21 protein-coding genes and 1 pseudogene are annotated in these 21,198 nt (G+C 36.4%); 20 read left to right on the forward strand and 2 right to left on the reverse strand.

Features of this window, described 5'->3' with window-relative positions; all coding sequences use genetic code 11:
* Positions 1-73: 73 nt before the first annotated feature.
* Positions 74-916 carry a DegV family protein gene (locus ABN702_RS07530; RefSeq protein WP_417900093.1) on the forward strand — a complete coding sequence of 281 codons (843 nt, stop codon included), beginning with the start codon at positions 74-76 and terminating at the stop codon, positions 914-916.
* Between the two features lie 2 nt (positions 917-918).
* On the opposite strand, the gene ABN702_RS07535 is transcribed toward ABN702_RS07530, so the two are convergent.
* Complete coding sequence (locus tag ABN702_RS07535; protein WP_417900094.1) at positions 919-1,161, reverse strand: hypothetical protein; 243 nt, start codon at positions 1,159-1,161, stop codon at positions 919-921.
* Positions 1,162-1,392: 231 nt separating this feature from the next.
* On the opposite strand from ABN702_RS07535, the gene ABN702_RS07540 reads away from it, so the two are divergent.
* From ABN702_RS07540 to ABN702_RS07605, 14 genes and pseudogenes are all read left to right on the forward strand, one after another.
* Entirely contained in the window at positions 1,393-2,022 is a 630-nt protein-coding gene (locus ABN702_RS07540; RefSeq protein WP_417900095.1) for an HD domain-containing protein, read from the forward strand.
* 2 nt (positions 2,023-2,024) lie between these two features.
* On the forward strand, positions 2,025-3,926 hold the full coding sequence (locus ABN702_RS07545) for an ABC-F family ATP-binding cassette domain-containing protein (protein WP_417900096.1): 1,902 nt from the start codon (positions 2,025-2,027) through the stop codon (positions 3,924-3,926).
* A gap of 74 nt (positions 3,927-4,000) precedes the next feature.
* Positions 4,001-5,122, forward strand: a complete 1,122-nt coding sequence (locus ABN702_RS07550) for a conserved virulence factor C family protein (protein ID WP_417900097.1) — start codon at positions 4,001-4,003, stop codon at positions 5,120-5,122.
* A gap of 16 nt (positions 5,123-5,138) precedes the next feature.
* Positions 5,139-5,576: a BrxA/BrxB family bacilliredoxin gene (locus ABN702_RS07555; protein ID WP_417900098.1), complete on the forward strand. Its 438-nt coding sequence runs from the start codon at positions 5,139-5,141 to the stop codon at positions 5,574-5,576.
* 96 nt (positions 5,577-5,672) lie between these two features.
* A complete protein-coding gene (locus tag ABN702_RS07560) occupies positions 5,673-6,452 on the forward strand; it encodes a class I SAM-dependent methyltransferase (RefSeq protein WP_417900099.1) in 780 nt (259 codons plus the stop codon).
* A 56-nt stretch (positions 6,453-6,508) separates the two neighbouring features.
* Positions 6,509-6,640: a YuzL family protein gene (locus tag ABN702_RS07565; protein ID WP_417900100.1), complete on the forward strand. Its 132-nt coding sequence runs from the start codon at positions 6,509-6,511 to the stop codon at positions 6,638-6,640.
* A gap of 895 nt (positions 6,641-7,535) precedes the next feature.
* Positions 7,536-8,126: a YpjP family protein gene (locus ABN702_RS07570; RefSeq protein WP_417900101.1), complete on the forward strand. Its 591-nt coding sequence runs from the start codon at positions 7,536-7,538 to the stop codon at positions 8,124-8,126.
* 22 nt (positions 8,127-8,148) lie between these two features.
* Positions 8,149-8,679: a phosphatidylglycerophosphatase A gene (locus ABN702_RS07575; protein ID WP_417900102.1), complete on the forward strand. Its 531-nt coding sequence runs from the start codon at positions 8,149-8,151 to the stop codon at positions 8,677-8,679.
* Positions 8,680-9,072: 393 nt separating this feature from the next.
* A complete protein-coding gene (locus tag ABN702_RS07580; RefSeq protein WP_417900103.1) occupies positions 9,073-9,828 on the forward strand; it encodes an anthrax toxin lethal factor-related metalloendopeptidase in 756 nt (251 codons plus the stop codon).
* Between the two features lie 81 nt (positions 9,829-9,909).
* A pseudogene (locus ABN702_RS07585) lies at positions 9,910-10,425 on the forward strand (thymidylate synthase); the annotation flags it as partial.
* Positions 10,426-10,993: 568 nt separating this feature from the next.
* Positions 10,994-11,854 (forward strand): Hachiman antiphage defense system protein HamA, encoded by an 861-nt coding sequence (locus tag ABN702_RS07590; protein WP_417900104.1) that lies wholly within the window; start codon positions 10,994-10,996, stop codon positions 11,852-11,854.
* Positions 11,847-15,212, forward strand: a complete 3,366-nt coding sequence (locus tag ABN702_RS07595) for a DEAD/DEAH box helicase (RefSeq protein WP_417900105.1) — start codon at positions 11,847-11,849, stop codon at positions 15,210-15,212. The genes ABN702_RS07590 and ABN702_RS07595 overlap by 8 nt, the downstream gene beginning before the upstream one ends.
* Positions 15,213-15,262: 50 nt before the next feature.
* Positions 15,263-16,198 (forward strand): hypothetical protein, encoded by a 936-nt coding sequence (locus tag ABN702_RS07600; protein ID WP_417900106.1) that lies wholly within the window; start codon positions 15,263-15,265, stop codon positions 16,196-16,198.
* Positions 16,199-16,385: 187 nt separating this feature from the next.
* Complete coding sequence (locus ABN702_RS07605) at positions 16,386-16,760, forward strand: type II toxin-antitoxin system PemK/MazF family toxin (RefSeq protein WP_417900107.1); 375 nt, start codon at positions 16,386-16,388, stop codon at positions 16,758-16,760.
* A 71-nt stretch (positions 16,761-16,831) separates the two neighbouring features.
* Here the strand turns inward: ABN702_RS07605 and ABN702_RS07610 are convergent, their stop codons facing one another.
* A complete protein-coding gene (locus ABN702_RS07610; RefSeq protein WP_417900108.1) occupies positions 16,832-17,083 on the reverse strand; it encodes a hypothetical protein in 252 nt (83 codons plus the stop codon).
* Between the two features lie 228 nt (positions 17,084-17,311).
* On the opposite strand from ABN702_RS07610, the gene ABN702_RS07615 reads away from it, so the two are divergent.
* From ABN702_RS07615 to ABN702_RS07635, 5 genes are all read left to right on the forward strand, one after another.
* The gene (locus ABN702_RS07615; RefSeq protein WP_417900109.1) at positions 17,312-17,542 is read left to right on the forward strand and encodes a helix-turn-helix domain-containing protein; all 231 of its coding nucleotides are present in this window, start codon (positions 17,312-17,314) and stop codon (positions 17,540-17,542) included.
* A 584-nt stretch (positions 17,543-18,126) separates the two neighbouring features.
* Positions 18,127-18,609, forward strand: coding sequence for a GNAT family N-acetyltransferase (locus tag ABN702_RS07620; protein ID WP_417900110.1), 483 nt, complete (start codon positions 18,127-18,129; stop codon positions 18,607-18,609).
* A gap of 301 nt (positions 18,610-18,910) precedes the next feature.
* Entirely contained in the window at positions 18,911-19,351 is a 441-nt protein-coding gene (locus ABN702_RS07625; RefSeq protein WP_417900111.1) for a hypothetical protein, read from the forward strand.
* Between the two features lie 204 nt (positions 19,352-19,555).
* Positions 19,556-20,062, forward strand: coding sequence for a DNA topology modulation protein (locus ABN702_RS07630; protein ID WP_417900112.1), 507 nt, complete (start codon positions 19,556-19,558; stop codon positions 20,060-20,062).
* A 186-nt stretch (positions 20,063-20,248) separates the two neighbouring features.
* Positions 20,249-20,770 (forward strand): GNAT family N-acetyltransferase, encoded by a 522-nt coding sequence (locus tag ABN702_RS07635; protein ID WP_417900113.1) that lies wholly within the window; start codon positions 20,249-20,251, stop codon positions 20,768-20,770.
* Positions 20,771-21,198: the final 428 nt, after the last annotated feature.

The raw sequence follows: 21,198 nt of genomic DNA on the forward strand, positions 1-21,198 counted from the left end.
AACTGGGAGTTTAAAGTCGATATCTTATTTTCAGGGTAGCAAAAAAAAAGAGAATTTAAGGGGGAGAAGTGAAATGGAGAAGATTGCTTGGGTTACAGACAGTACGGCTTTTTTGGATGATGTACTAACTAACCATCCGGATGTTTACAGCATACCAATGGTTGTTTATTTTGAAGAGGACGAATATTTGGACGGAGTCACGCTTTCCTTGGAGGATTTTTATACAAAATTGGAAACAAGTCCAATTCCTCCAAAAACCTCACAGCCATCTGTTGGCGCATTTTTGGAGTTGTACAATAAGCTTTCTGAGTCTTATGACCGAATCATTTCGGTCCACCTTTCCAGCCATTTAAGCGGAACTGTGAGTTCAAGCAAACAGGCAGGTGAAATGGTCGATATTCCTGTTCATACGGTTGATTCGAGGGTTATTTCCTTTCCCTTGTCGGCAATGGTGAAAAGAGGGGTTGAAATGAGGGAAGACGGGAGCTCTTATGAAGAGATACTCGCTCATCTTGAGGAGCTGACAAAAAAATGTGAAATCTATGTGTTGATCGGAAGCCTCGAGCAGCTTCACAGAAGCGGAAGAATGTCAGGAGTACAGAAGCTGTTGGGCAGTCTCCTTCAGATAAAACCGATCATAAAGATTGAAGATGGAAAACTTGAAGTTTCAGAAAAAGTAAGGACCGAAAAGAAAGCGCTATTAAAGATTACGGATTATTTAAAGGAGGCAGCTGCACATTCCTCCATCAGGGAACTGTTTGTCCTGCATGGCACAAACGTTGATCAAGCTGAAGCTTTAGTCAAAGAGCTGCGTGAAACCTATCCGTCGATTCCGATAAACGCCTTTCCACTATCCACGGCAATTGCTGTTCATGCAGGTGTGAATACAATCGGCATCTCTTGGTTTAACGAGTAATTCTAGCGATAGATCAGAAGATATTGAATATCAGATTGATTTAAAGGGTAGCCTCCAGTAACCGTGTACCCAATACTGATGAAGCGGGAGAGTGTTTCCGCACAGCTGATGCTTGCAGGTTCTGACGGAGCATGATCACTTTTGGTGATGGAGAGAACCTGGTTGGTAAGAAAGTTACATCTGATGAGAACCACATGTGTTCCTTGCCACGCAGTACCAATCTGTGTGGGGTTATGGTAAACCATTGTATTTACCTCCTCCAAAGCTGATTGATATGAGGATATCACATTCCCATACTTCAATTGGCTTTTTGTATTGTCATTTTTATAAGCCCGTGCCCATTAATATGTATATGTGAATAGCCATGAGCGGTGACTATTGGCGTTTGAGGTTTTTGCATTATAAGATTGACGATAATCATGATAGAATAGGAAAAGTAGAAACCTTTAAATCAGGGGAATAAGGAGTCTGTTTTTGTGATTGATAAAATAGAGAGTTTTGTACAATCAAAATTTGAACATGATGCTAGTGGTCATGATTGGTACCATATACAACGTGTTAGAAAACTGGCTGTACATATTGCCGACCAGGAAAAAGCGGATCGTGGATTCGTAGAGATTATTGCACTTTTGCACGATGTGTTGGATGATAAGCTGACGGTTGACAAGGTTGAAGCTCAGCTTGAACTTACTGAGTTTCTCAAGGGCCTGGCTCTGCCTGAGGCGCAGCTACAAGAAATTTTATACATTATTGATAATATCGGATTCAAAGGCGGCAATGGCGTTGTTCTACCTAGCTTGGAAGGCAGGATTGTCCAGGATGCGGATAGGCTGGATGCACTTGGCGCAATCGGAATCGCCCGTACCTTTATGTATTCCGGAGCGAAAGGGCGTGCGATGTACGATCCACGTATAGCGGTAAGAGACTCCATGAGCTATGAACAATATCGAAATGAACGTTCTTCCGCGATCAATCATTTCTATGAAAAACTATTTCTATTGAAGGATACTTTACATACCGAAACTGCAAAAAGGATTGCCGATGAGCGGCACCTCTATATGGAGCAGTTTGTTGATCAATTTTTGAAAGAATGGAATGAGATTTAACGATGAAAATGTTAATCGGGGAGAACCTCTCCAAAACCTATGTGGAAAAAGTACTGCTGGACAATGTGTCATTCAGTATACAAGAAAAAGAAAGAGTCGGCTTGATTGGAGTAAATGGAACTGGTAAATCCACGCTTCTAAAAATAATAGGAGGTCTGGAAAGCTGTGACACAGGTACCATTACCACTTCTAACGACTATACGATCGGCTTTTTGTCACAAGCTCCAGAGCTGATGGATGAGTTTACAGTGATGGAACAGATTTTCAGCAAGGATACGCCTACGAATAAAGCCATTAAGCAATACGAGGCATGCCTTGTGAAAATGCAGGAGGACCCTGCGAAAATAAGCCTTCACGAAGAGCTTTCAAAGCAACAGCTGCTGATGGATCAGCTTCAGGCTTGGGATGCCAGTGCAAATGCAAAGGCTATTCTGCACAAACTGGGAATGGATGACGTCAACCTGGTCATCGGAAATCTTTCAGGTGGACAGAAAAAACGGGTCGCTTTGGCACAGACATTGCTCGAGTCCGCAGATCTCCTTATATTGGATGAACCGACCAACCACCTGGACTTTGAAGCGATTGAATGGTTGGAAGATTATTTGAGCAAGTACAGAGGGGCAGTCTTACTCGTAACCCATGACCGCTATTTCCTTGATCGTGTGACGAATAAGATTTTTGAGCTCCACAATGGATCTGTTTATTCCTACAATGGAAACTACGGAGACTATCTTGAAGCGAAAGCCATCCGAATGGAAGAATTAGAGAAGACCGAAGCAAAGCAGAAGAGCCTTTACCGTCAAGAGCTGGAGTGGATGAGAAAAGGTGCAAAGGCAAGAACGACGAAGCAGAAGGCAAGGATCAAGCGCTTTGAGGATCTTGATGAGAAGGTATCCTCTACTGCAACCTCACAAGACCTCGAACTGATTACCGGTTCTCAAAGGCTCGGGAAAAAAGTGATGGAACTGGCGGACGTCAGTCTTCGTTATGGAGAAAAAATCATTTTGGATCACGTGGATCTCCTGGTCAAGCAGAAAGACAGAATAGGAATAGTGGGGCCAAATGGAGTAGGGAAGTCCAGCCTGTTGAATGTCCTGGCAGGCAGAATTCAACCGGATAGCGGTGAACTTGATACAGGTGTGACAGTAAAAATCGGATACTACACACAAGAGCAGGAAGAAATGAACCTCGAACAGAGAATGATAGATTATGTGAAGGAAGAAGCGGAAGTCATAAAGAGTGAGGATGGCAGTCAAACAAGCGCGTCCCAGCTTTTAGAGCGATTCCTGTTTCCGTCCCAAGCGCATGGTACACCGATAAGAAAGCTTTCTGGGGGCGAACGTAAAAGACTCTACCTTCTCCGTATCCTTATGTCACAGCCAAATGTTCTATTTTTGGACGAACCTACCAATGATTTGGATACAGAGACGCTGACTATTTTGGAGGCTTATCTTGCAGAGTTCCCTGGTGTTGTCATCACGGTATCACATGATCGCTATTTTCTTGATAAAGTGGTACAGGAGCTAGTGATTCTCGAAGGAAACGGAAAACTTAAACGGATCTTTGGGGAGTACTCTGATTATGTGGAAGAGCAGCTTCGCAAGCGCCAGGAAGATAAAAAACTGGAGCAGGCCGTGAAGGATAATCAGCAGAGGCAAAAACCCAAGACCTTGAAGCTGACCTACCAGGAGCAAAAGGATTGGGAAGGAATTGAAGAGCGGATCATGGCGGTCGAAGAGACTTTGGAAGAGATTGAGGCGGAAATAGCCAGAGCCGGAAGTGACTATGAACAGGTCAGCAAATGGATGAAGGCCCAGGAAGAGAATAATGAACTTCTTCAGAGGCTGATGGATAGATGGGAAGAGCTTTCAGAGAAAGTGGAGAAAATAAACGCTAAAGAATAATGTCTATTCGTTTAAATGAATAAGGCTTGTATGCTACCATAGTATTATTGAATCGTTTAAAGGAGTGATCACTCGTGAGAATAAAAGCAATAGAGCCTACACCGAGTCCAAATACGATGAAGGTTATTTTGTCGGAGGAGCTGCCGGCAGGTGCCAGAAACAATTATACAAAGGACAATTCCTCCCAGGCACCCGATATCATCCAATCCATATTGGAAGTAGAAGGCGTAAAGGGAGTTTATCATGTTGCAGACTTCCTGGCGGTTGAGCGAAATGCCCGCTATGACTGGAAAGTAATTCTTGCGGATGTGAGGAGCGCCTTTGGTGAAACGGAAGAGGACCGCGCAGAATCAGGTGAAACACCTCTTAGCGGGTTCGGAGAAGTGAAAGTCTTTATCCAGATGTTCCAGGGCATTCCCATGCAAGTGAAGCTGACTGACGGGGAAGTGGAAAAACGCGTCGGCCTTCCCGAGCGTTTCATGGAGGCAGTCCTGACTACACAAAAAAATCAGGACAATGTGGTCTTGGAGCGGGAATGGAAAGAGCATGGAATCCGATACGGCAACCTTGAAGCCGTAGGAAATGAGATTGTGGAGGAAATTGCAGCAACCTATTCGGAGGAAAGACTTCAGAACATGTTGGAAAAATCGGCATCAGGTGAGAAGCAGTCGAATATAAAGCAGAAACAAAGATATAAGGTGACTATGGAGATGCTTGATAATCCCGACTGGTCCGAGCGATTTGCAGCCCTTGACCAGATGGATCCGACAGAAGGGGATATCCCGGTATTGGCTAAAGCCCTGGAAGATGAGAAAGGTTCTATTCGCAGGCTGGCAACCGTATACTTCGGTATGCTGGAAGACGCTGATATATTACCTTATTTGTATAGAGCGCTGAAGGACAAATCCGTAACAGTAAGAAGAACTGCAGGTGATTGCCTTTCCGATCTTGGAGATCCAGCGGCAATGTCTGCCATGATGGAAGCTTTAAAGGATAAAAATAAGCTTGTCCGATGGCGTGCGGCGATGTTTCTATTTGAGGTCGGAGATGAAAGAGCATTGCCTGCCCTGCGTGCAGCAGAGGATGATCCAGAGTTTGAAGTCAGCATGCAAGTGAAAATGGCGATTCAGCGCATAGAAGGCGGAGAAGAAGCAAAAGGTTCTGTCTGGAAACAAATGACCGAACGAAACAAATAAAAAGGGGGACGAAATCATGTCGATGGCATATGAAGATTATATGAGACAATTAGTAAAACCGATGAGAGATGAATTGACCAGAGCTGGATTCCAGGAGCTGACAACAGGGGAAGAAGTGGATTCTTTCTTTGATAAAGTGGAAGGTACAACATTAGTTGTTGTCAATTCAGTATGTGGCTGTGCAGCAGGCCTTGCACGTCCAGCGGCTACTCAAGCTATCCTGCAGGCAGAGAATGCCCCTGATCATCTCGTGACCGTTTTTGCTGGGCAAGATAAGGAAGCAACGGAGAAAATGCGTGGGATTTTCGGCGATATCCCACCTTCATCCCCTTCCATGGCAATCATGAAAGGGAATGAGGTGGTCCATTTTATTCACCGTCATGATATCGAAGCGAACACGATGGAAAATATTATGACCAATCTTCAAGGTGCTTTTCATCAATATTGCAAGTAAGTCTGAAAAGAATGGTGTGCGCTTTTGAGTGCACACCTTTTGTTTATGGCGTAAAGACACTTAAAATGGAAAATCAAAAGCAGGAGACAATGTAAAATGATCGTAACCACCGCAGGCAGAACAAATGACCAAATGATCCGAATCGCCCTTCGCGTTGCCTTGGACTTGGAGCTCCCTTACATAGAACGAAACAAAAAGTCCATCGGGCTTTTACAGACTCAATATAAAAAGGATGTTTTAGTCATCGGGAAAGACAGAATTGAATGGTACGTATCTGGAACGAGCGAGCCTGTATTTTTTCACCCGAACAGTGCGGCTTTCCGGGCAAAGCGATGGCTATCTGGCGAAGTTGAACCGTTTCTTCAGGCAACAACCCTTATGGAAGGCATGTCTTTTTTGGATTGTACATTAGGCCTTGCGTCTGACAGCATCATGGCAAGTCTAGCGACGGGACCTACGGGTAAAGTGACAGGCATCGAAGCGAACAAGCTGCTAGCTTATATTGTGAGTACGGGCCTTCAGACATGGAAAATCCAAAATGAGGAAACGGAACAATCAATGAGACGGATCGAGGTTGTTCAAGGAGATCATCTCGATATTCTTCAAACTCTTCCTGACGACTTCTATGATGTTGTCTATTTCGATCCGATGTTTGAAAGGCAAATTGAGGAATCTACCGGAATACTTTCAATAAGGAATATTGCACACTATGGAGACCTGAATGGGATAACGGTGGAAGAGGCAAAAAGAGTCGCAAGAAAAAGGGTGGTGTTAAAGGACCATTGGCAAAGTGAACGTTTTGAACGTTTTGGACTTTCGAGAATAGTTCGGAAATCATCCAAATTCCATTACGGCTTTTGGGAGAAAAAAACCTGATTTTGGGACAAACTATTAAAGATTTCACACAATATTATTAGGAGGTCTTCAATATTATGGGTGGAAAAAGAAAGAAGCCTGGCAATGTGGGGTTACCATCTTCCCAAGTGGAGGGACAGGGGACAACATCTACGGAAATCGATGGGAAGTCCATGAGCTCCAGCAGAAAAAGCACGAAACGAAACTAAAAAGAAAACTCGTGTCGGAGTAGTTCCACACGAGTTTCTTTTTACTTTTTAGATTAGTCTGTAATACATAAATAAGTTAAATATCCCAATGTTAAAAATGAGCTTACAATCAATAGAACCTCATACATGTATAAAACCTCCATTATGTACTATTCACGCTTAAGAACGAAACGGTTATACAAGGATAACGCTATTCTTAATATTAACAAAAAAAGCTAAATAAATGAACAAAAAATATCAAAATTGAATGCCCTATCAATTTTTTGTTTCGAATATTGGAAGATTTTTGTGTAAAGTTACATTCCTCTTTAAAAAAGGCTCTTTTGGTAAAGATTGTTGTTTTAAGTATAGGGGCTGGGCTAAGGATAAGGTGTCAACATTAAACTCCCTGTTGGTCTCCGTTCCAGGTGTTCGCTTTCCGCGGGCTGCCTCGGGAGCCTCCTCGGAGCATTTGCGCCTGTGGGGTCTCCCTTGACACGCTGCTCCCGCAGGAGTCTCACACCTTGCACTCCAACCAACAGGGGTGAATCGTAGTATAAAATTTGCTTTCCTAAAGTTTGAAAAATTTGTTTCATTTTTTCATTTCAGTAGAGCAAATAGTGTTAAAAAACTGAGTTGATTGTAGCGGAGGACACTTGACTCCTGCGGGAGAGTAGAGGGCATGGGAGACCCCACAGGCGAAGCCGAGGAGGCTCCCATCCGTCCCCGCGGAAAGCAAGTGTTCGGAGCGGAAATCAACGGGCTACATTTAGTGCTTACATTTTATCTCTATAGCAACAATAAACGCGAAAAGAGCCCTAAAAAAAACAAAGTTAAATAGATAAAATTTTCTTACTTTTATGATATACTAGATTTACAAAAAATTATGGCGTACATAAAAGAAAGGGAGTTTCCCATGCCGAAATGGTTAAAGAAATCGTTAGTGGTCCTTATTACTGCATTGACATTCGGTACTGTTTCACCTCCTGCCTATTTAATTGCGGACGACAATTCCGATGATTCCAATTTCAGTGATATAAAAAGTAGCGAATCTGATAGTTTTTCCTCAGGATTATATCATTCTCTTAAACCTGAGCTTTCCAAAGAGCAATTTTTATACCAAGCACTTGAGCAGGCGGAAGTGCAAAGCTTTGCGAAGTTCGGTTCCCGTATCGGGCCAAAAATTGAAGATGAATTCAAGGATGTGATCCTTCCGAAAATGGAGGAAGTAATCAGCACACTCGCTTTTCAGCATCCTGAAGAAGATTTAACCAACCTTACTATTTCGGAATCACCTACCGGAGGAGATGGGGAGAAAATCTTTCACATCTACCACAAGGTGTCTGGACAAGATATGATCCGTTTTCATGTTAGAAAGGACAACCCTCCAAAAGAGGGCTATTGGTTCAATTTCCATTACCATACCCACCATGACCAATTCCAGAACCATCATGCGTTAGGGTCCATTTTCTGGGCCAAGAACATGCCGCCGAAATGGCTGAGCTAATAAGAGAGAATGAGGGGTCTGTATGAGAAAATACACACTGCAGCAAATGAGAGAGACTGCAAAGAAAATGCTGGAAGAACGTGGCGTAACTATCCGGGATATAGCGGAAATTGTACTGCTCCTTCAACAACGGTATATTGTCGATGTGACCTTGGAGGACTGTATCCACAATGTAGAAAAGGTCCTTGAAAAAAGGGAAATCGTCCATGCAGTTCTTACCGGAATTTCACTAGACATCCTGGCCGAGCAGAAGCTGCTGCCCGAGCCTTTGCAGTATCTGGTGGAGACAGATGAACCTTTATATGGAATCGATGAAATCATCCCTTTATCCATTGTCAATGTGTACGGTTCGATAGGCTTGACGAATTTCGGTTTTCTTGATAAAGAGAAATTCGGTATCATCAAGAAGCTGGATGAACACGAAGGGGAAGAAGTGCACACATTCATGGATGACATTGTCTGTGCACTTGCCGCCGCCGCAGCAAGCAGAATAGCCCATCGCACAAGGGACATTCAAGAAGCAGCATTAAATGAAGAGGAAATTATCGTTTAACTATAAAACAAGAGGCTGTCCAGCCAGTCAGTTTTACATGACTTTCTGGACAGTCTCTTTTGTATTGTACGTAAATCTTATTGAAATGTTCAATAGAAGTGTTCTAATGGCCTTTTTGCATGTAATTCACATTGAGAAGACCATTAGGAGCGTTCTAATGGCCTTTTTTCATGTATAACTCATTGAGAAGTCCAATAGGAGCGTTCTAATATACAGGTGATCCTAAATTGGAAATATTTATTTTCTCTTTTCCAATCATTGTTAAACCTTTTTGATGAAAACCACAGCTCAATTACAGGTTTAGATGTTATAATAGAAACATATTATACGATAATGTGAATTTTCAATTAATACATACCATCCTAGAAGAACATCATCAGAAGGAGAGGGAAAATGAGCCGACGTGTTTTAGCCATTGGACTTTTATTAGTTATTACAATTATTCCGGTTTATTGGAAGGCATACGCTAGTTTAGATGCTATTTCATTAAAAAACTATCAATCTACTACCTTTAATTCTCATCTCGGAGAGATACAAAATAGAGAACTGGTTGAGAAGCTGGTCTATGTACCTTCTGGGGAATTTGCTGAAAAAGAAGCGGCATCCATGGTGTCCCGATTATCTCGCATTCCGGGAAGCATCCTCAGCATACTGGTCCAGCAGAACATCCATCTGTATTTATTTAATGGCAGTTTGACAGAAGTGCAGGGCTTTGAACATCTTCACGGAGTCAAACCCAGAGGCTATAGTTTAAGAGGTTCGACCTGGGAGGAAGTACCGGGAGTGGGCGGTTCCAAACTGGTCTTGGCGAAAATAGGTCATAGCAATAAAGGAATGGGTCATGGCTCGGTCAATCTTGAGCTCCATGAATTGGCGCATTCCGTCGACCGTTATGTGCTAGGGAATGTAAGAATGAACCAAACATTCTTGACTCTCTGGAAGGAGGAAGCACCTCAGCTTTTTCCTGGTAAAGACTATTTTCTGCATTTTCCAGAGGAGTATTTTGCTGAAACATTCGCCATGTATTACTTGAACGAAACCTCTAAATTGGAAATTGCAATGAAAGCACCAAAGACATTTTTATTCCTGGAGAATCTAGAGACCTCTCCAATATCGAGAGGAAATTTGCTGGGGCTTCGATCACAGTGAGCATTTCATCATGAAATGCTCTTTTTTCATTTTCAATATGGTAGAATAGAATCGTCGACTATAGCAGAAGAGGTGAATATAATGAAACAATACTTAGATCTTTGTAGACATATTTTACATAACGGTACGAAAAAAGAAGATAGAACAGGAACTGGCACAATCAGTACATTCGGGTATCAGATGCGTTACGATCTTGCAGAAGGCTTTCCTGTTGTAACGACCAAAAAGCTGCACTTGAAATCCATCATCCATGAACTCCTATGGTTTCTAAGCGGTGATACGAACATCAAGTATCTTCAGGAGAATGGTGTCCGCATCTGGAACGAGTGGGCAGATGAAAATGGCGATCTTGGGCCTGTTTACGGCTATCAGTGGAGATCCTGGCCTACACCTGACGGGAAGAGCATAGACCAGATCACAAATGTGGTGGAACAGATAAAGAACAATCCGGATTCAAGAAGACTGATCGTATCGGCTTGGAATGTCGCGAATGTGGATTCCATGGCACTGCCCCCATGCCACACCATGTTCCAATTCTATGTTGCAGATGGTAAATTGTCCTGCCAGCTATACCAGCGTTCTGCCGATGTTTTCCTTTTTCGGTAGTAAAAAAATAATGATGAGTACAAAAAGCATAATCTGATTTTTGGTTATAATAATATAATTTCTGTGATATGGATATTTATTGTATAGAGGGGGGAATGAGAAGTATAAGAGATAGTTGTAAACAATTGTTCATAAATAAATGATAAGAAATGGAACACTTTCATATAGGAAAGATAAAGACGCACCTTTCCAGAAGTGCGCCTTAAGTGTAACCACAACTTCCACTAACAATTGGACCTTATTATAATAGACAATTCTAAGCTTAAATAACCCTCTAGTTGAACAACTCCTTATTTACTTCAGACATCTTATTCAACTTATTATAATTCACCTCAAATCAACATTTTCGACATTACATTTAAAACTTATTTCATATCAGTAGAAACTTCATAAAAAATATAGAGGTTTAATTTTATAAATACTTTTTAAGTATCCTTAAATATATATATAACTGAATACTTTGTATTTTAAGTTAATTAATATGTATTGTAGAATATAGGTTTTTATTGGTGTAATATGTAAATATGTGAATATATGATAATGAGCTGAAGGTGATAAAGTGACAAAAACTGATGAAAAGGAATTGACAATTCATTCTACAATGATTGGTGAACATCCTAACTCTTCGCATTTTTTTGGAGAATGGTTATCGTGCGATGATATTCCTGTTGATATGGATAAAAAGGATAAAATACATAGAAAATTATTAGAGGTGGAGGGAAACAGAGAATTAGCGGTAGAGAAGTTATCTAAGTTGATTATTAATCATCATATAGATGATGATAGAATTTCTAGGTTAGAAGAGAAGAAAAAAATACTATCAAAATATGAATTTAACGAAGTATTAAAAACCCAACAATTATTACCTGTAATGGACACAACAAAGAAAGGTAATGCAACAGAAATTTTATTAGCCGAATACTTACAATCTACCAGTAACCTTTTACTTCTGTTATATCGTTTAAGATATAATCCTAATGTAAATCAATCTATGAAGGGAGATGATGTACTACTTTTTAACACCAATAATTTAACCGAAAAAGTGATTATTGGGGAAGCTAAGTTTAGAACTGAACCCGCAAAGACAGTAATTGAAGAAATTACAAAGGAGTTTGGTAAAGCATTGACTAAACCACTTTCGGTTACTTTTGTGGCTAGTATGCTGAATTTAGGTGGAGACAAAGAAACATCAGCAAAATTAGAAGATTTAAATATTGAGATAGTCAAAGATAACGTTCCATTAATAAATGTAGGTTTAATACTTAGTAATCATAATACGTATAGGCACGTAGAAAGAAATTTATCTTCCAGTAATCCTAATTTTATTATGTTATCTCTTAGCCTTCAGGAGCCTTCAAAATTTATTGAAGATAGTTACAACCTTTCACATCAGATATTAGAGGGTGATGAAGATGAATAACGAACAAGCATTCGGGTTGTTGCAGAAGATAGAAACGGATAAGTATTTGCAAAACTTAATTGCTCAAGGTGACTCAAGATTTTTACTATTTAACATAAAAGAAAAGAAAGAAAACTTTCCAAATTACACAGATAATTTAGATGAAAAATTGACACAAATTGCGGTTTCATATTTATCAGTCGGTTGTTATTATGCTGAAAACAATGACATTGAGAATGCTATTTTTCCTCTGGAAAAAGGAGCGAATATTTTAGAGAGTGTTCACCGTCCCATTGAAAATAGACACAATTACAGTTTGTATTTTATACTTGCGAGCTCTTTAGCGTATTACGGTGCACAACAATATTCCAAATCATTTACCATACTAAAAGATATTGACTTTGATACAAATATATCCAAATTAATTAGTTGTATATTGAAAAGAAAGTATAGTGAGTTACATTCTACCATTATAAATATAATATTGAGTGATGATTATTCAGATTTAAATATTTCTGTTCTTAAAGATGATAAAGATAGAGATGAGAAGATTTATACATATTTAATAGCAAAGTCTTTGTCTATGTTGCTAGAATACTTTTATTCAGGTGAAAAAGTTTGGTTGTCTAGAAGTATTGAAGTAGTGGAAGATTTATTAAAACTCGTAATAATTGATAAAGACCCGGGCATGTGGTGGGTAATAAGACTTTTCAAATTAATAATTTCAGGATATGAGAAAAATTCCTTATGGGGAACTATTCCACCGTTGATTGGAGCTGGTGGTGGAGTCGTAAGTGATTATATATTAAGTATGGCTTTTCAATCCAAGCCAGTTGTAGAATTATTTAAAGCACAGCAAGAAGCCTTACCTAAGGTATTAAATCAAGATGGTGCTGTTGTGAGTTTGCCGACTAGCAGTGGCAAAACCCGTATTGCTGAATTGGCTATACTACAATGTTTAAATTCATCTCCTGATAACGTGATACTATATTTAGCCCCATTTAGGTCACTTGCTCATGAGATTGAAGACTCATTAACGAAAGTTTTTAGACCTATGGGATTTGAAGTCTCACATCTTTATGGGGGAGCACAGTATAGTAAGTTAGATGAACTGTTAATTAATGAGACTAATATTATTATTGCAACACCTGAGAAAGCTAAAGCTATTATAAGAAATAATTCAGATGTGAAAGCAAAAATAAAGTTAGTAATTATTGATGAAGGACACTTAATAGGCTCTAATAATAGATATACCATGAATGAAATTTTTATAGAAGAGTTAAGGTTTTATTTAAATAATAATAACGGAAAAATGATTTTGCTCTCAGCTGTTCTACCCAATGGAAAACTAATTGCTAAATGGATTAGTGGAGATAGTGAAGCTATAATCACATCCTCAAACCACACTTTATCAAAACAACGGTTTGGTTTATTGTTTTTTAGAGGAAATAACGTTTCTCTAAAATGGAAAGGGGATTTAGAGTCATTTAACCACAACTTTATTGAACCTTTTGTCATTCAAAGACCAAGGTCGAAATATAACTTTCCTAGTAATAAAAAAGAAGCAATTGCAGCAACTGCTCTAAGGTTATCAGAAATTGGCTCAGTATTAATTTTTGTTGCAAGACAAAACATGGTATTGTCTCAAGCAAGGGAAGTTTTAATATCAATGAGAGACAATAATACTCATGAGTGGACTAACTTAAGTGATTGGGAGGCTTTTTTACTAGCATGTGAAGAAGCATATGGCAAGGATAGCGATTTAAAGAAGTATGCTCAGTTTGGAATAGTTTGTCACCATTCAGGTTTAGCAACAGAGGTAAGGACAACAATGGAGAGATTAATGAGGAATGGTAACCCGAAGGTTATTATTGCAACTACAACTTTAGGCCAGGGTGTAAATATTGGTGTTTACTCAGTTATCTTTGCAAATGTATGGCTAAATGACGGATTAAAAATAACGACAAATGATTTCTGGAACATTGCCGGTCGAGCAGGTAGAACTTTTGTGGATAGTGAAGGTAAAATACTATATGCTTTGGATGGCAATAAGCCTAGATACAATGTAAACAAACAACTACGACTTGCAAATGAATATATAGGTAAATTAAATCAAAGTAATGTTAATAGTGGACTTCTGGTAATTATTCAGCAATTAATTCATATCGCTAAAGAGTGTGATATCGAATTTGATTTATTTTTACAACTTGTAGCAGAAAGTAATTACAGAGGTATTGCCGAAGAAAAAATAAATCAAATGAATTTCGAATTTGATTTGATAGATGATACTCTTTTAGCATTATCTGAAGAGTTTCAAAGTTATAATGAGGTTGATAGAACATATTGGGTGGATGATTATTTCAGAAAATCATTAGCATACATTGAAGCACAAGAAAAAAGTAAATTTGATGAAAACAAAATATGTCTCTTATTGAAGGCAAGAACTGAAGCTGTACAAAGGCTGGCAGGAGACCGACAAAACTGGAAGGGATTAATTTCATCTTCTCTTCCGTTAAGGTCGGGAATAAAAATAAAAGAGCAAATACAATATTTTATTGAGATAGTTAACATTTACCTCAATAGTGACCGAAAAATAGAGGATATGATAACCCTTCTGAGCAATACTGAACATATCATACAAAGCTTACCATCAAAACAGTTTGAAATTTTTTCGGATATTGAAGAAATAAACGAAGTAAGAATTCTGTGGATAACAGGTTGTCCTCTATTCGATATTAATTTATTTGAAAGATATAAAAAATATTTTACTTTTACTTTACCATGGGGGATTAATGCAGTAGCTAGACTACTGGAAAGCATGGATTTCAAAGAAGAGTCTGAGGTTTTTGGAAGATTAGCTATGCTTGTACAAGTAGGGTTACCAAATATCTTGTCATTAAACTTTTACTTAAGTGGTATTTACTCTAGGTCAGCAGCAGTTGAGCTAGCTGAAATACTTAATAACCCAAAACTTGAGAAAAAAGAAATAAGAGAAATTAAAGATTACTTAATTCAATATAAGGATACAAGTCTATTTAGTGAAAATACGAAAAAATGGTTATTTAATTTGAAAGAAACTCATGGGGATTTTTATCAATTCAAAGATAAGGTTTCAAACTTTAAATTTGTCCAAGAAATGAAAATTCAAGAAGATGTATTATTAGTTAAAAAGATAGGTGAAAACTTATTTTTATGTAGTCCGAGCTTCCAAGATAAAATTCCTGTTCAATCTACTGAAGAATTACCATTTGAAAATTTATCCAATAATAATGGCGTATATTTTATTAGACAACAAGATGGTTCTTGGGAAATGAAAATTAGAAATCCTTACATTAAAGAAAATAGTTATTTTGATGAAATGTTTGAAGTTAGTCCTTGAAAAAGGGGTTATCCAAGAAAATAATAAAGTTGTTTAATAGGAGTGGAAATATGAGGACTACTAATGGTGAGCTATCTAACTTAGAAATAAGGAATTTACTTTTAGAAACTCTTGCATATGAAGAAAGTAATATAGACACTGAAGGTAAAACATTTAAGATGTATGGTTATCAGGGAAGTCAGGCTGATTTATTTCGACTATTAAATGGTTTACTGATTATTAAGGATATAAGGCCATTAAGAAAGACAATGTATGGTGAAGCGTGGGGATGTGGGTCCAACTTATTGTTTGAAAACCGTAATATTAATCTTACGAGAAGTGAGATACTTAAAGTCTATCAAGAATTTAATAGTTTGATTGTTCAGGGAGTAATTGCTCCAGGTGCATATGGAAACTATGGGCCCGACCTTCCTTATTTTCACGTTACAGAATACGGTTTGGAATGTATTAAACAAAAAGATTTACTACCATACGACCAAGATGGGTATTTGAGTAAGTTAAAGAATATTAGCAATATTAATGACTGGGTCATTTTTTATATCACAGAAGGCTTACGTTGCTTTAATGCTAATTGCATAAACTCTTCAATGATTAATGTAGGTTTGGGTGGTGAAACAATCGTAGAAGAATTAACTTCTAGCTTTTTAGGTTTCCTAAAACAAAATGATAATACATTAGCTTTAAGCTTTGAACAGGATATAGAAAAGCCAAGGATAACAATTTCGATGAAATACACAAAATATCTAGAATACCAAAAAAAATATTTAAGAAATAATCAAGATGCAGGATTGAGGGCATTAACCCCCAAATTGGATAATTCAAGTTCTGAAATTTATGCAACTTTTACTCGACTTACCAGGAATTCAATTTCACATCCAAACGAAATAGTGATGGACAGAATTAAAGTATTAATGTTCTTTCTAACGTTTGTAGACTATTGCGAAATCCAATATCTGTTCATTAACTATTACAAATTAAACTCCTAATCCATTTTATTGAACAAAAGAACTTAGTTAACTCTAAGTTCTTTTTGTTATTCCTTTTAAGTAGCAAATATCTATTTAATAACTTAACAATTTTGCAGTATTTAAAAATACTATCTTGGATATAGAGTAATTGTTATAATAATAACTTATGAAATAAACTTAGTATTTATCATAAGAGGTGAAGATTGTGATACAAAAACCTATAAATGTAACTCGTGGTGACGTTTATTGGGTTAATCTTGGAGAAATACAGAAAGGTAATTCAGTACAAAGAGGTGAGAGGCTTGTTGTGATTGTATCAAATAATATTGGGAATAAATATAGTCCAGTTTTACTCGCAGCGCCGTGTACAACCAGAGTGAATAAATTTACAGGAAAAGTACAAGCAAGTTATTCTACACAGGTGGAAATAAAATTTAAAGAATATTCAGTTGTTATGTGTGAACAAGTAATGGCGATAGATAGGAGTCAGATTTTAAGTAAACATGGAACTGTTACGCCGGAAGAAATGGAGCGTATTGATGATGCATTGAAGATAAGTTTAGCGCTAATGGATTATTAATATGCGGCGAAAATCATCGTTCCTGAGTATGTTGTGAATTTCTATTTGTAACTTTCGAATTAACTAAAATCTTAAAGGTTTGTTTGATTTCTTAACTCGTATAATTCTAGTTCTTTCTCAACAATAATAAACTTTAATAATATATTCTCATGTTCTATCTGTTCTAATCTGGTTAATATATCTTTCTGTTTTATATTTGTTGGTTCCTCTTCAATTTCAATTCTAAATTCTAGTTTTTCAGCCCATTTTTTTAGGGTTTGATGGCTAATACTGTACTTGTTAGCTATTTTATATTGGGCTCCATATCCTTCTTTTGCTCTCATTTTCAAATACTCTTTAACAGCTTTTTTTTGAAAATCCAAATTGTTTTTTATAATAAACACTCCCTCATTAATAAAGGATTTGAGCACTATAGTCTACAAAAATAATAACATAAAAAATTGCTGGATAACAGAGTAAATAAGCAGCGTGATGACTATAGTCTGTAGACTTAATCGCCTAAGAAAACAATATTTATAACGTAAATATTGTTTCTAGGGGAGTGTATATATATGGAGATAGAAGTAGCATTTGGAATAACGTTAAGAGAATTAAGGACTAAAAAGAAACTTTCACAAGAAAAATTAGCTTTAGAATGCAAGCTTGACAGAACATTTATTAGTCTACTTGAAAGAGGGTTGAGAAAGCCAACCATCAATACATTAGTAATAATTTCAAAACAACTTGATATTAAACCAAGTTTATTTATGGAAGAAGTTGAACAGATATTAGAAGAGAATTAAGTTACTACATCTCAAGTATGTTATTCAAAATATATATATAAATATACAAAAGACGACTATACTATATTTTTTTAAGTAGTTCAGCTTTAGAGTATAAAACATTAAATTGTAGTCCAAAATGGACTACTTTTTTTGATTGAAATTGCACCTTTATTTTCTTCTAGAATGAGTATGAAATTGTAATATTATCTGTAAATTGAAAGATAATTAGGAAATTTGTGGTATTATAGATAAGAAATTGTTACTTATTCCATTAAAGGGCAGTATTGTGGAACACGGAGGTGTTATATGAAAACTCTCATAGGCATTACGTCTGTTCAATTGTTGACATTTCCACTATTCCTTATAAATTTCTTTACATTGTTCCCATTGCAAACAATAAAGTTGATATGGACTTCACTAATTCTTATAGGATTATTCTTTGGGTTTAAAGGAGTAATAAAGCATAATGAAGAAATTAAAATGTTTATGTTATCTACCTTAACGGTAATAACTAGCTTCTGCTTATTGCTTTTCATGTATTTAGTTTCTTTGTCCTCAATGTAATATAAAGAATATAACTACTCTGTTAGTAGGAGGATTTTATGGAAAATGTAAAATTAAGAAAAATGTCAGAAAAAGATTTTGACATTTACTTTCAAAATAAAGTTGACAGGTATACTGATGTATTATCCCAGAACATCCATGAACTGGGTGAAGAAACTTCTAGTGTAGCAATTAAACAATTAAATAATTTGCTTCCGAAGGGACTTTTTACACCAAACCATTATCTTTTTAATATTTATGATGGGAAACAAATAGCTGGTTATGTCTGGATAAAAATCGAAGTTGAAAAAAAGAGTGCATTTCTTTATGAAATCTTTATCTTTGAAGAGCTTAGAGGAAGAGGTTTAGGAACTAAAATTATGGAGCTTATTGAAGGTATCATTAGACAAAAAGGAGTATGCTACTTTAAACTTCATGTATTTGGAAGTAATACTGGTGCTCTAAAACTTTATGAAGAGCTTGGTTTTGAAGTCGTAGGAATAAATATGTTGAAAACATTAGAAGAAAAAGTGCTTTCTTAGTGAAAGGAGAGTAAGCTTTTTGAGTATATTTAAATTTGTTGTAATTCATATACTAATTGGTATTTCTTTGACGTATTTCAACGGTAAATTACCTAAAGCCATAGTTACATTTGGTATCGTGTTTTTGGGGATGAGTATTATTTACTTTGGAACAGTTTTATTAAGAACAATATAAATTGAAATAATTTATATTACCGTATTATTAGTTTCTTATTCCGCTAAATAGGAACGATTGCAGCATAGTGGATTGCTCCTAATTTAAGAATTGGACAGGATTGGGGAATATCAAAAGGAGGGTAATATGTTAAACCAAAGGAAATCATTTGTGGGTTATACAGGTTTTGCAATATTGTTTTTATTGATTATATTTTTAGGGTTGAAATTACAGGCAAATTTGTATTCAAATAACCGAGAGACTTATGAAGTTTTTCCTTACTACCTATTTAGTGCAATTTTTCCAGTTGTAATTGGGATATTCTTAGCACTTCCTCACTTATTCAAAACCTTTCCAAAGACAGGTAAGTGGACAGTGAATTGGGCAAAATTGATTGTGGTTGGTTTACCGTTTATGTATTTATCAATTTTTCCAATTTTGTATTACTCTGAAATACTCACTCTTAACTTACCTTTCTCTTCATATATATTGGGAGGATATTTTGGCAGAGGTGCGTCTACCTCATTCGAAACAATCACTGGTATAGTTACAGGTTATATTGTTTGCACAAGCATAATAAAAAAGTGATTTTTGTTATTCAACAATCGTAGAAGCATTTCTTGAAGAAGGAATTACTGCATAGATTGGATATTCTGTACTTAATCAATAGAAAGTTTCCAGAATATCCGTTTTACTTTTGTAAAATTAATAAGTGATTTAATTAAAGGGGCTGCTGTGAGGCAGTTCCTATTAATTGTTAACGAAGTAGGATTGTTAAATTTGGAGGTTCTTATGAAAAAGGTTGTACTTATTGGTTCAGGTGGGTCGGGGAAATCCACACTAGCAAGGCAATTAGGTGAGAAGCTAAAAATAAACGTTTATCATCTTGATGCATTATTTTGGAAACCTAATTGGGTGGGTGTTCCAAAGGATAAACAAAGTAAAATTCAAAATGAGTTAGTAAAAAAAGAAGAATGGATTATTGATGGAAACTATGGTGGGACAATGGAGATTAGACTAAATGCAGCAGATACAATAATTTTTCTTGATATTCACAGAACAATCTGTTTCTACCGTGCTTTAAAAAGAATGTTGCAGTACCGAAATAAAATAAGACCAGATATGGGAGAAGGTTGCGAAGAAAGATTTGACTTAGATTTTTTGAAATGGATATGGGATTATCCCAAAACTAAAAGACCAGGAATACTACAAAAGCTAGAACAATTGTCTAAAGATAAACAAGTTATCATTATAAAATCACCAAAAGAAGTTCAACAGTTTTTAGATAAAGTACAATGACTTTTACTTCTTATTCTTCAATTAACTAGGGCTTATCTGCAATGAAGTAAGCTTCTTTTTTATGAAAAATGTATCAGCATTCGGCCAGCATTACTTGAGTAAGTTTTTAAAGGGTAATTGAGTTACTTTGTTGAATAAACATATTAAGATATAAGGAAGTATTTAACTACATAAAGGGGTGCTAAAATGATAATACGAAAAGCAATTTTAAATGATGCATCAGGTATTGCAAAGGTTCACGTTGATAGTTGGAGAACGACTTATAAAGGCATTATTCAAGATGACTTTTTAAAGAATTTATCTTATGAAAAACGGACAGAATTATGGGAAAAAAATATTACTAAAGAAAATAATTATGTAGTTGTTGCTGAGAATAATGAAGGTCAAATTGTAGGTTTTGCAGATGCTTGGAAAAGAGAAACCAATGTAGTGGAAAACTCAAGTGATTTAACCTCAATTTACCTACTTGAAGAATATCAAGGACAAGGAATAGGAAAGAAGCTGTTCAAAGAATTATTTGTTCATTTTAAACAATTAGGTTATGGGAAAATATTTGTTGAAGTCCTTGAGGAAAATAAAACTCGTTATTTTTATGAATATTATGGTGCGAAATTAGTTAAAACAGTTCAAATTAAAATTGGTGAAAAAATGCTAAAAGAACTAATTTATGAATGGGATAATATTGACGATGTTATTGAGAAATTATAACCCTTTGGTTACAGAGTATGGTTTTTACTACAATTGAAATTATTAAGGTTATATAGAATATTTTTATTCAACAATCTAGGAGCGATTGCATCATAGGTAATCTTTCTTTTTAAACTTAAGTATTAGGCAGGATTATTTAATAGTAATAATGATATTTTCTGTATTATCGTATACCGAATTATAAGGAGTGGAGTGAGTTAATGAATTATTTACTAATCTTTATTATTCTTATTTTTACAGTTATCATAGACTACTATTGGCTCGATACAGACAGAAAAAGATGGAGTTGGATGAAAGATTGGTCTACCAGAAATAAAGTATTATTTTTCAGTGGATTTATTGTAGTTTCAAGTTTGATTTATTTGGGATTAAGCTATAAATACTTTTGATAAAAGTTTGCCTTATGCAGCAATCTAGGAGCGATTGTT

The organism is Bacillus haimaensis (assembly GCF_048270625.1).
In the GTDB taxonomy this organism is placed as follows: domain Bacteria; phylum Bacillota; class Bacilli; order Bacillales; family Bacillaceae_I; genus Sutcliffiella_A; species Sutcliffiella_A haimaensis.

Bases quoted from the DNA above. Each gene is read 5' to 3' on its own strand.
- ABN702_RS07545 (WP_417900096.1), top strand. From the start codon at position 2,025: ATGAAAATGTTAATCGGGGAGAACCTCTCCAAAACCTATGTGGAAAAA.
- ABN702_RS07615 (WP_417900109.1), top strand. From the start codon at position 17,312: ATGGAGATAGAAGTAGCATTTGGAATAACGTTAAGAGAATTAAGGACT.
- ABN702_RS07600 (WP_417900106.1), top strand. From the start codon at position 15,263: ATGAGGACTACTAATGGTGAGCTATCTAACTTAGAAATAAGGAATTTA.
- ABN702_RS07630 (WP_417900112.1), top strand. From the start codon at position 19,556: ATGAAAAAGGTTGTACTTATTGGTTCAGGTGGGTCGGGGAAATCCACA.
- ABN702_RS07570 (WP_417900101.1), top strand. From the start codon at position 7,536: ATGCCGAAATGGTTAAAGAAATCGTTAGTGGTCCTTATTACTGCATTG.
- ABN702_RS07575 (WP_417900102.1), top strand. From the start codon at position 8,149: ATGAGAAAATACACACTGCAGCAAATGAGAGAGACTGCAAAGAAAATG.
- ABN702_RS07620 (WP_417900110.1), top strand. From the start codon at position 18,127: ATGGAAAATGTAAAATTAAGAAAAATGTCAGAAAAAGATTTTGACATT.
- ABN702_RS07555 (WP_417900098.1), top strand. From the start codon at position 5,139: ATGTCGATGGCATATGAAGATTATATGAGACAATTAGTAAAACCGATG.
- ABN702_RS07580 (WP_417900103.1), top strand. From the start codon at position 9,073: ATGAGCCGACGTGTTTTAGCCATTGGACTTTTATTAGTTATTACAATT.
- ABN702_RS07625 (WP_417900111.1), top strand. From the start codon at position 18,911: ATGTTAAACCAAAGGAAATCATTTGTGGGTTATACAGGTTTTGCAATA.
- ABN702_RS07530 (WP_417900093.1), top strand. From the start codon at position 74: ATGGAGAAGATTGCTTGGGTTACAGACAGTACGGCTTTTTTGGATGAT.
- ABN702_RS07595 (WP_417900105.1), top strand. From the start codon at position 11,847: ATGAATAACGAACAAGCATTCGGGTTGTTGCAGAAGATAGAAACGGAT.
- ABN702_RS07535 (WP_417900094.1), bottom strand. From the start codon at position 1,161: ATGGTTTACCATAACCCCACACAGATTGGTACTGCGTGGCAAGGAACA.
- ABN702_RS07565 (WP_417900100.1), top strand. From the start codon at position 6,509: ATGGGTGGAAAAAGAAAGAAGCCTGGCAATGTGGGGTTACCATCTTCC.
- ABN702_RS07635 (WP_417900113.1), top strand. From the start codon at position 20,249: ATGATAATACGAAAAGCAATTTTAAATGATGCATCAGGTATTGCAAAG.
- ABN702_RS07560 (WP_417900099.1), top strand. From the start codon at position 5,673: ATGATCGTAACCACCGCAGGCAGAACAAATGACCAAATGATCCGAATC.
- ABN702_RS07610 (WP_417900108.1), bottom strand. From the start codon at position 17,083: ATGAGAGCAAAAGAAGGATATGGAGCCCAATATAAAATAGCTAACAAG.